Origin of the sequence: Actinomadura bangladeshensis, assembly GCF_004348335.1 — a bacterium.
GTDB lineage: Bacteria > Actinomycetota > Actinomycetes > Streptosporangiales > Streptosporangiaceae > Spirillospora > Spirillospora bangladeshensis.
Window position 1 is genome coordinate 1 of the sequence record NZ_SMJW01000296.1, and the last position, 8993, is coordinate 8993.

The 8993-nt window shown below is 72.7% G+C and carries 9 protein-coding genes and 1 tRNA gene; 6 read left to right on the plus strand and 4 right to left on the minus strand.

The window, feature by feature from the left end; genetic code table 11:
- The first annotated feature begins 757 nt into the window (after window positions 1–757).
- Both E1284_RS35140 and E1284_RS35145 read left to right on the plus strand, forming a co-directional pair.
- Window positions 758–1735, plus strand: a complete 978-nt coding sequence (locus tag E1284_RS35140; protein WP_131944475.1) for an ATP-binding cassette domain-containing protein — start codon at window positions 758–760, stop codon at window positions 1733–1735.
- Window positions 1732–2553: an ABC transporter permease gene (locus E1284_RS35145; protein ID WP_131944476.1), complete on the plus strand. Its 822-nt coding sequence runs from the start codon at window positions 1732–1734 to the stop codon at window positions 2551–2553. Before E1284_RS35140 ends, E1284_RS35145 begins: the two co-directional genes overlap by 4 nt.
- 107 nt (window positions 2554–2660) lie before the next feature.
- Here the strand turns inward: E1284_RS35145 and E1284_RS35150 are convergent, their stop codons facing one another.
- Window positions 2661–5882 (minus strand): ATP-binding protein, encoded by a 3222-nt coding sequence (locus E1284_RS35150; RefSeq protein WP_165965545.1) that lies wholly within the window; start codon window positions 5880–5882, stop codon window positions 2661–2663.
- A gap of 66 nt (window positions 5883–5948) precedes the next feature.
- Between E1284_RS35150 and E1284_RS42030 the strand changes: the two genes are divergently transcribed.
- The 4 genes from E1284_RS42030 to E1284_RS35165 are packed head-to-tail and all read left to right on the plus strand — an operon-like array spanning window position 5949 to window position 8017.
- Window positions 5949–6206, plus strand: a complete 258-nt coding sequence (locus tag E1284_RS42030) for a DUF7218 family protein (protein ID WP_165965546.1) — start codon at window positions 5949–5951, stop codon at window positions 6204–6206.
- Entirely contained in the window at window positions 6207–6299 is a 93-nt protein-coding gene (locus E1284_RS44165) for a VOC family protein (protein ID WP_207924123.1), read from the plus strand.
- A gap of 25 nt (window positions 6300–6324) precedes the next feature.
- Complete coding sequence (locus E1284_RS35160) at window positions 6325–6837, plus strand: DUF1360 domain-containing protein (RefSeq protein ID WP_131944478.1); 513 nt, start codon at window positions 6325–6327, stop codon at window positions 6835–6837.
- 49 nt (window positions 6838–6886) lie between these two features.
- On the plus strand, window positions 6887–8017 hold the full coding sequence (locus E1284_RS35165; protein ID WP_131944479.1) for a baeRF2 domain-containing protein: 1131 nt from the start codon (window positions 6887–6889) through the stop codon (window positions 8015–8017).
- 47 nt (window positions 8018–8064) lie between these two features.
- Here the strand turns inward: E1284_RS35165 and E1284_RS35170 are convergent.
- From E1284_RS35170 to E1284_RS35180, 3 genes are all read right to left on the minus strand, one after another.
- Window positions 8065–8137, minus strand: a tRNA-Ala gene (locus E1284_RS35170).
- An 86-nt stretch (window positions 8138–8223) separates the two neighbouring features.
- Window positions 8224–8646, minus strand: a complete 423-nt coding sequence (locus tag E1284_RS35175) for a hypothetical protein (protein ID WP_131944480.1) — start codon at window positions 8644–8646, stop codon at window positions 8224–8226.
- Between the two features lie 102 nt (window positions 8647–8748).
- On the minus strand, window positions 8749–8993 hold a 245-nt coding region (locus E1284_RS35180; RefSeq protein WP_207924124.1), incomplete at its 5' end, for a hypothetical protein.

An 8993-nucleotide genomic window follows, 5' to 3' on the forward strand; every position in this document is an offset into this window, starting at 1 on the left:
GCGCATTGCCTCAAAGAAATCCCCACCATCCGAAGATGGCCACGGGGCGGCCCGGCCAACTGACCGAGCCGATAAAGGCACTGGCTTTTAACACGCTGTTGAGTTCTCAAGAAACGGACACCCACCGCGCCGAACCCCGCTCCCGCAGGCCCCGGCTCCGGGGCAACCCTTCTAACTTACCTGTTCCGCTTCCGTTGTCAAGCCGATCAGCGAAGATCTTTTTGACGTTCGGAGGCGTCCCAGTCCCCTGCGGCGACGACACACCCCCAGGCCGAAGACCTGGCGATGATCGTTCCGTAGGAGATGCCCTGCGGACCGGCCACCTCGCGGCGTCCTGCATCCCGATCGGGCTTGCCTTTCAAGAGTACCCCGACCCGCAGCAGGCTGCGAACCGTTTTCCTCTGTCGGCTTCCCCCGGGGCCGTCCGCCTGTCGGCGTCCCGCATCCCCTTGGGGCACGACAGACATTAGCAGCACTGGACGGCCCGTCAAATCGATGTCGGGCCCACAGGCCCTCGCCCGCAGGGGCATCAGCGCCGCCGCACGTCCGCCCAGGCTCATCTCCCGCACCGGGGCCGGTTCCGGCGCCGCATCCCGTCGAACTCGTGAAAGCGCAGGTGAACCCTGCTTCGACGAGCTTTTGATCAGTGCCGTGTCAGTGGCGTGTCAGCGTCAGGACGCCGATGTCCGCGGCATGTCAGCGCCCTCCTCCACGGTGGTGACCGTCACAGATGACGGACAGGTGAAAGGCGAGATCGATGGACGAAGTGATCCGCGCCGAGGGGCTGCGGAAACGGTTCGGGGCGACCAAGGCCCTCGACGGGGTGGACATCGTCGCGCGCCGCGGCACGGTGCTCGGCGTCCTCGGGCCGAACGGGGCCGGCAAGACGACCGCCGTGCGCGTGCTGGCGACGCTGCTCAGACCCGATGCCGGACGGGCTCACGTCTCCGGCTACGACGTGGTCAAGGACGCGGCGCGCGTCCGGGCGAAGATCGGGCTCACCGGTCAGTACGCGTCGGTGGACGAGGAGCTGACCGGCACCGAGAACCTCGTGATGATCGCCCGGCTGCTGGACTTCGGCAGGCGGGAGGCGAAGGCGAGGGCCGCGCAGCTGCTGGACCGGTTCCGTCTCACCGATGCCGCGTCGCGCGCCGTCAAGACGTACTCGGGCGGTATGCGCCGGCGGCTCGACCTGGCCGCCAGCCTGATCAACCATCCCGAGGTCATCTATCTGGACGAGCCGACGACCGGGCTGGACCCCCGGGCCCGCAACGAGGTGTGGGACACGGTCCGGGACGTCGTCGCCGACGGCGCGACGGTGCTGCTGACCACGCAGTACCTGGAGGAGGCCGACGCGCTCGCCGACCGGATCGCGGTCTTCGACCACGGCCGCGTCATCGCCGAGGGGACGTCCGGCGACCTGAAGGGGCAGATCGGCCGGCAGACCCTCGTGGTGCGCGCCGCGGAGCCGTACCGCACCGCCCAGCTCACCGCGATCGTCGCCGAGCTGACCGGGGAGCGGCCCGAGGCGCAGCAGGCGTCCGGGCTCGTCACGGCGCCGGTGAACGATCCGAAGCTGCTGTCGGCACTGGTCAGGCGGCTGGACGAGGCGTCCATCGTGGCGGCCGAGCTGGCGCTGCGGATGCCGAGCCTGGACGAGGTGTTCCTCACGCTGACGGGCCACCTCGCCGAAGAAGCACAGTCCGCACTCGTCCCCGAGGGGAGCGTGGCATGACCACGATGACCGCCCACGCCCGTCCGGCCGCGGCCGAGCCGCCCGCGCGGGTCAGCCCGCAGCGCACGCTGCGGCATGGCCTCACCCTGGCCTGGCGCAACATCGCCCAGTTGAGGCATTCGCCGGAGAAGCTGCTGGACACGACGCTGATGCCGATCGTGTTCCTGCTGCTGTTCCTCTACGTGTTCGGTGGTGCGGTCTCCGGCGACACCCATTCGTACCTGCAGCAGTTGCTTCCCGGGCTCGTCGCGCAGATGGCGATGTTCGCCACCATGGGGCTCGGGACGGCGCTGAACGAGGACATCCAGAAGGGCGTGTTCGACCGGTTCCGCAGCCTCCCGATCGCGCGTTCGGCGCCGCTGATCGGGACGGTCCTCGGGGACACCGCCCGGTTCCTCGTCGTGATGACGATGCTCGTCGGGTTCGGGTCGATCCTCGGGTTCAGGTTCCACACCGATCCGCTCTCGGTACTGGCGGCGTTCGCGGTGGCGTACGTGTTCTACCTGGCCGTGTCGTGGGTGTCCGTGCTGGTCGGGCTGATCGCGCCGTCGCCGGAGACGGTGCAGGGGCTGGCTTTCCTGTGGGTGATGCCGCTGACGTTCGGGAGCAGCATCCTCGTCCCGGACACGTCCACGATGCCGGGCTGGCTGGAGGCGTGGACGAAGGTCAACCCGGTCACGCACCTGGCGGAGACGGTGCGGGCGCTGACGGTCGGCGGGCCGATCGGCAGCCACCTCTGGTACACGCTCGCGTGGGCCGCCGGCATCACGCTGGTGACGTTCCCCCTCGCCATGCGCATGTACTCGCGGCGGTCCTGAATCCGGCCGCCCCGCGGACGCGCCGCCCCGGACGCACGGTCCCGGGCGGCGCGCGCCATCGCCGTCCCGTGCCCGGTCCCGCGACCGAGCCGCGGGGCCGCCGGCGGTCAGATGGACGCGATCAGGTCGTCGCCCTGCTCGAAGACCTCCTCGCGGGTGAGCCGCCTGCCGCGCTCGTAGGCGGCGTCGAAGGCGGCGTCGCCCAGCGCCTGCGTCGCCGCCGCCAGCGTCCGGCCGACCTCGTAGGACGCGACGTCCCGGTAGCCGTGCAGGTTGTGCGCGGTGCCGAGCAGTTCGGCGGCCCGGACGAAACGGCCCCGCGCGGCGGCGTAGGCGGCGAGGCCCTCGACGAGGGACGCCACGGTCGGATTGCCCATCAGCGCGTCGTTCCGCAGGCCGGCGAACGTCTTGAGGTGCCAGTCCCGCGCGGCGTCGAGGTCGCCGTCCTCCTCGGCGAGGCAGCCGAGGCGGCTGTAGGTCCGGCGGACGGCCTGCGCGAAGTCGGGGCGGTGCCCGCGCCGCTCGACCCACGCGTACGCGTTGCCCGCGAGGGCGCGGGCGGCCTCGCGGTCGCCCTCCTGCAGCGCCAGCTCGCACAGCAGCAGCGAGGCGGTCGCCGCGTCGGCGAACTCGCCGATCCGCTCCATCTGCGCCATGGCGTGCTCGAGGTCCTCGCGGGCGCGCGCGACGTCGCCCAGCCGGGCCCGTGCCTGGGCGAGCTGCGTGAGGATCGCCGCGCCCTGCTCCGGGCTGACACCGACCGTGGCGTAGCCGTAGGCCTCCTCGCCGAACCGGACTGCCTCCGCCGGTTCGTCCCGCGCCAGCGCGACCTGCATCATCGCGCCCAGCGCGACGATCATCCCGAAGCGGTCGCCGAGGCCGCGGAGCCGCGCGTAGCCGTCGGCGGCCTCGGTGGCGGCCTCGTCGATGTCGCCGCCGTGGATCCCCATGTGCGCGCGGAGGACGCGCGCGATCGCGCGGACCCACGGGTCGGGGTGGTCCTGGACGCCCCGCAGCCGCCGCCGGACCTCGCCGATGTCCCCGTGGAAGATGGCGGACGTCGGTTCGATGAGGGCGAGGACGGGATGCCTCGGCGCGTCGGGGACGACGGCGAGGATCCCGTCGAGCGTCTCCTGCATCGAGTCCTGCGTGGGGCCGGGCTCCTTCGTCATCTCGCTGACGAGGCCGGCCGTGACGGCGCAGAGCGCGTACGCCTCCTCCAGACCGGGCGGCGCGGTGCCGCCGACCATGCCGCGGACGGCGACCGCCCAGCCGCCCGCCTCCCGCTCCATGTCGCGCAGCACCCAGAACCACAGCAGCGCCGCGATGAGGCGCAGCCCGGTCTCGGCGTCGCCGGTGTCGATCACGTGCCGGAACGCGACCGTGATGTTGTCGCGTTCGGCGGCGATCCGCTCCACCCACCGCAGCTGGTCGTGGCGCCGCAGCTCCGGTTCGGCGCCCTCGGCGAGCCGGACGAGGTGGCCGGCGTGCGCGTCCCGGACGCGCCGGGTCTCGCCGGCCTGCTCCAGCCGTTCCGCCGCGTACACGCGGACGGTCTCCAGCAGCCGGTAGCGGACGTCGGCGTCGCCGTCCGCCATCACCAGCGACTTGTCGATGAGCGCGGCGACCACGTCGATGACGTCGTGCGGCTCGGCCGCGTCCAGGCCGCACACGGCGACCGCGGCCTCCGGGGAGGCGCCGCCCGCGAAGACCGAGAGCCGGCGCAGGACGGCGCGCTCGGCGTCGTCGAGCAGGTCCCAGCTCCAGTCGACGACGGCGCGCAGCGTCCGGTGCCGGGGCAGCGCGGTGCGGCTGCCGCCGGTCAGCAGCCGGAACCGGTCGCCGAGCCGCGCCGCGACCTGGCCGGGGGTGAGGGCGCGCAGCCGGGCGGCGGCCAGTTCGATCGCGAGCGGGATGCCGTCGAGCGCGCGGCAGATCGCGACGACGTCGGCGACGGTGCCGGCGTCCACGGCGAACCCGGGGCGGACGGCCGCGGCCCGGTCGGCGAACAGCCGCACCGACGCGTGGCCGAGCGCCTCGGCGGGGTCGGCGACGTCCTCGTCCGGTAACGGCAGGGACGGGACGGGGCACAGCGACTCGCCGGTGATGCCGAGCGGCTCGCGGCTGGTCGCGAGGACCCGCACGCCCGGCGCCTGCGCGAGGACGTGGCCGACGAGCCGGGCGACGGCGTCGACGAGGTGCTCGCAGTTGTCCAGGACGACGACCATCCGCTTGGCGGCGAGGAAGTCGGTGAGCCGTTCGAGGGGCCGCACGACCACGCGCGTCTCCCCCGGGCGGACGGTCTCGGGGACGCCGAGCGCCGACAGCACGGCCTGGACCACGTCGGCGGGGTCGCTGACGGGCGCGAGCGGGACGAACCAGGCGCCGTCCGGCATCTCCTCGACGAGCGCGGCGGCGCTCTCCCCGGCCAGCCGCGTCTTGCCGGCGCCACCGGGACCGCTGAGGGTGACGAGCCTGGTCTCGCGGAGCAGCTTGCCGACCCGGCGCGACTCCTCCTCCCGCCCGACGAAGCTGGTGAGCTGCGCGGGCAGGTTCGTGCGCGGCGACGACGGCGCCTCGACGGCAGGCTCCCGGGCCGGAACCGGAGCCGGGCCTTCGCGCCGCAGGATCGACAGGTGCACGGCGGCCAGTTCCGGGGAGGGGTCGACGCCGAGCCGGTCGGCGAGCGCGCGGCGCGTCTCCTCGTACACCTCCAGCGCCTCGGCCTGCCGTCCCGCCGCGTACAGGGCGCGCATGAGGTGCCCGCGCAGCCGTTCGCGGAGCGGGTGGGCGGCGGCGAGCGGCTCCAGTTCGGCGACCGGCGGGACGGGCAGCCCCAGCGCGATCTCGGCCTCGACGCGGTCCTCGACGGCGGCGAGGCGCAGCTCCTCCAGCCGGGTGGCGATGCCGTACGCGAAGTCGGCGTCGGCGGCGTCGGCGAGCGCGGGGCCGCGCCACAGCGCGAGCGCCGCCCGCAGCCCGTCGGCGCGCCGCGCCGGATCGCCTTCGGCGCGGGCGGCCGCGACCGCCCGTTCGAACGCGACCGCGTCGACCTCGGACGGGTCGATCCCGAGCCGGTAGCCGCCGGGGCCGTGCTCGACCACGTCCCGCCCGGCGACGCCGCGCAGCCGGGACACGAGCGCCTGCAGCGCGTTGCCGCCGGGCGCCGCGCCGTCCCACAGGTCGTCCAGCAGGCGCTCGGCCGACACGGGACGGCCCGCCTCGGCCGCCAGCCGGACGAGCAGCGCGCGCAGCCGCCGGCCGCCGACCTCGACGGGCCGCGCGGCCTCGTCCCGCACGTCGAGCGGGCCCAGGATGCCGATGCGCACGTGTCCCCTTCCCCCGTGCCATTGTTCCCGATGTGTGGACCGCGCGTGTCGGGTACTTGTCCGGATATGCCTAGAGCGCAGATCAAGGACGAGAAGACGTACCAGAAGCTTCGCGACAGGGGCGAGAGCAAGGAGAAGTCCGCGCGCATCGCCAACGCCTCGGCGAACCGCGGGAAGAAGAACGTCGGCCGCAAGGGCGGCGAGAACCTCTCCTACGACGACTGGACGAAGGACGAGCTGCTCGACCGCGCCCGCGAGATCGGCATCGAGGGACGCTCCTCGATGAACAAGTCCGAGCTCGTCAAGGCGCTGCGCGACCACTAGATGGAACTCGCCTTCGTCCTGGACTGTGGCGACCCGGAGGCCCTCGCGGGCTTCTGGGCCGCCGCACTCGGCTACGAAACGAGTTCTGCCTGATACGCCCGCCCGAAGAGGAGAGGACATGAACGCGGTCGTCGACACGGCGCGCAAGCAGAAGGAGGAGTACGCCGCCGGCGAGGACCGCCCGCTCGGCTCCTACCTCGGCACCCTCGGCGTGTACGCGCTCACCACGGGCGCGCTGGCCCTGCTCGGACGCAGGCTCCGCGACCGTCCGCCGGCGATCGGCGTCGCCGACCTCGCGCTGATGACGCTCACCACGCACAAGCTCTCCAGGCTGATCGCGAAGGACCCGGTGACGAGCCCGCTGCGCGCGCCGTTCACCCGGTACTCCGGGACGGCGGGCCCGTCCGAGCTGGCCGAGGAGGTGCGCGGCAGGGGCGTCCGGCACGCCGTCGGCGAGCTGATCACCTGCCCGTTCTGCACGGCCCAGTGGGTCGCGACGGCCTACGCGGCGGGCCTGGTCTTCGCCCCGCAGGCGACCCGACTCGCCGGCGCGACGATGACGGCGGTGGCCGGCTCGGACTGGCTCCAGCTCGCCTACGCCCGCCTCCAGCAGGCGGCGGAAGGGGACTGACGTCCACCTTCTTTACGTTTGTCCCAGCTGGGCGGGGTAGGGCGATCCCATGGATCTGGCATTCCTCAAGACGCTGTACGAACGTCCGGGCCCCTACGCGTCGGTGTACGCCGACCTGACCCGGACCACCGAGGACGCGGTCAAGGCGGTGGAGCTCCGGTGGCGGGCGCTGCGCGCGGACCTGGAGGACCAGAACACCCCCGAGGACACCCTGCGCGCGGTGGAGCGGGCCATCGACGAGGAGATCGTCCTGCGCCGGTCGGAGGGCATCGTGGTCTTCGCCGCGGACGGCGAGGTGCTGTACGACGAGCGGCTGCCGAGCCCGCCGCAGAACCCGCACGCCACTCTCGGGCCGCTCCCGGACGTCCTGCCCTACCTGGCCGAACGCGGTGAGAAGATCCCGCACCTGATGGCGGTCGTCGACCGCCGCGGGGGCGCGATCGACTGCGTGACGGCCGGCGGCGAGCGCTCGCACGTCGACGTGCAGGGGGACGAGGACTACCCCATCCGCAAGACGAAGGCGGGCGACTGGAACCAGTCCCGGTTCCAGCGCGCCGCGGAGAACACATGGAAGATCAACGCGAAGAAGGTCGCCCACGAGATCGACCGCGCCGCCGACCGCTGCGGCGCTGAGGCCGTCGTGATCGCGGGCGACACGCGTGTCCGGAACGCCGTCTTGGAGGAGATCTCCGAGCGCGTCTTGGAGCACACCGTCGAGACCGACAAGAACACCGACATCGGTGACCCGGACATCGACGCGGAGCTGCGCCGCCTCCTGAGACTGAAGACCTACGAGCGCGTCATGACGGTCGCGGAGCGCTTCGACCGCGAACTCGCGAACGGCGACCGGGCGGTGTCGGGCCTCACCGAGACCACCACGGCCCTCCGCCACGGCCAGGTGGAGACATTGCTCCTGACCGCGGACCCCGACTCCGACGCCCGTCTGTGGATCGGCCCGGACCCGTTCCAGGTCGCCGCCACCGCCGCCGAGCTGCGCGAGGAGTTCGGCATCACCGACCCCGAGCAGGAGCGGGCGGACGCGGCCCTGGTGCGGGCCGCCGCGGCGACCGACAGCGAACTGGTCGTCCTGCCGCCCGACGAGGAGGGCCCGAACATCTCCGTGGGCGCCGTCCTCCGCTTCACCACGACCCCGGACCCGAACAATTTCATCCGGACCTGAACAAGAAGCGAGGGGCCGACGCAATGCGCCGGCCCCTCGCTCAAAGGTGGAGCTATGGGGATTCGAACCCCAGACCTCCTCCATGCCATGGAGGCGCGCTACCAACTGCGCCATAGCCCCTCGGTCGAGGAAAAGCTTAGTGCACACTGGGAGCGCTCATGACGCGCGGGGCCGCAGAGGGGCGTCCCTCCGCGGCCCGCGAGACTTCAGCGGCCGGCCGACCCGTAGGTGTACGTGCCCTCGTTGACGGTCGGGACCTTGACGGTGAGGCTCTTGGGCCATTCCACCGGAAGCCCCAGGAGCTTGTCGTCCCGGACGGTGCGCCCCTCCGGCGAGGTGTACGTGCTCTCGACGGGACCGGTGTTCTCGGTCTCGGGCCTCTGCTGCGTCTTCAGCGAGCACACGGCCCTGGACAGGTCCTGCCCGAGCGGCAGGACGTCCAGCAGCGACGTCAGGAGGCTCAGGGCCTTCGGGCAGTCGTCCACGGTGTAGGTCTGCGGGACGGGCGGCGGCGCCTCCTCCTCGAAGGTCTGCGGCGCGGGCGGCGGTGCCTGCGCGGCGGACGCGGGCACGGCCGCGGCCGTGACGGCCGCGGCGACGAGCAGCGGCCCGAAGATCCGGCTTCTCACTGGGGTCAACCCTCTCGATCATGCATCGCCACGTCCCTGGCTGTTCCCGCATGATCGACACCGCGAAGCGCGGCGGGCGGAAAGGTTGGCGAAGGCTTTGCGTCAGATCCACCCGAGCCGTTCGCCGACCTCGTCGGGCGCGTACCCGCGGTGCCCGCCGTCCCCAATCCACACGATCCCGTCGGCCTCGGCGACGGCCCCGACGGCGTGCTCCTGCGGCAGCCGCGGCTGGACCGCCAACCGCACCCGCGCCCCGGGCTCGAACCGGCGCAGTTCGTCGATGAGGTCCCCCACGGTGACCTCGCGAGTCGCCCCCCTGCGATGTCTTCCCATACCCCGCATGAAAC

Bases quoted from the DNA above. Each gene is read 5' to 3' on its own strand.
- E1284_RS35140 (WP_131944475.1), top strand. From the start codon at position 758: ATGGACGAAGTGATCCGCGCCGAGGGGCTGCGGAAACGGTTCGGGGCG.
- E1284_RS35145 (WP_131944476.1), top strand. From the start codon at position 1,732: ATGACCACGATGACCGCCCACGCCCGTCCGGCCGCGGCCGAGCCGCCC.
- E1284_RS42030 (WP_165965546.1), top strand. From the start codon at position 5,949: ATGCCTAGAGCGCAGATCAAGGACGAGAAGACGTACCAGAAGCTTCGC.
- E1284_RS44165 (WP_207924123.1), top strand. From the start codon at position 6,207: ATGGAACTCGCCTTCGTCCTGGACTGTGGCGACCCGGAGGCCCTCGCG.
- E1284_RS35160 (WP_131944478.1), top strand. From the start codon at position 6,325: ATGAACGCGGTCGTCGACACGGCGCGCAAGCAGAAGGAGGAGTACGCC.
- E1284_RS35165 (WP_131944479.1), top strand. From the start codon at position 6,887: ATGGATCTGGCATTCCTCAAGACGCTGTACGAACGTCCGGGCCCCTAC.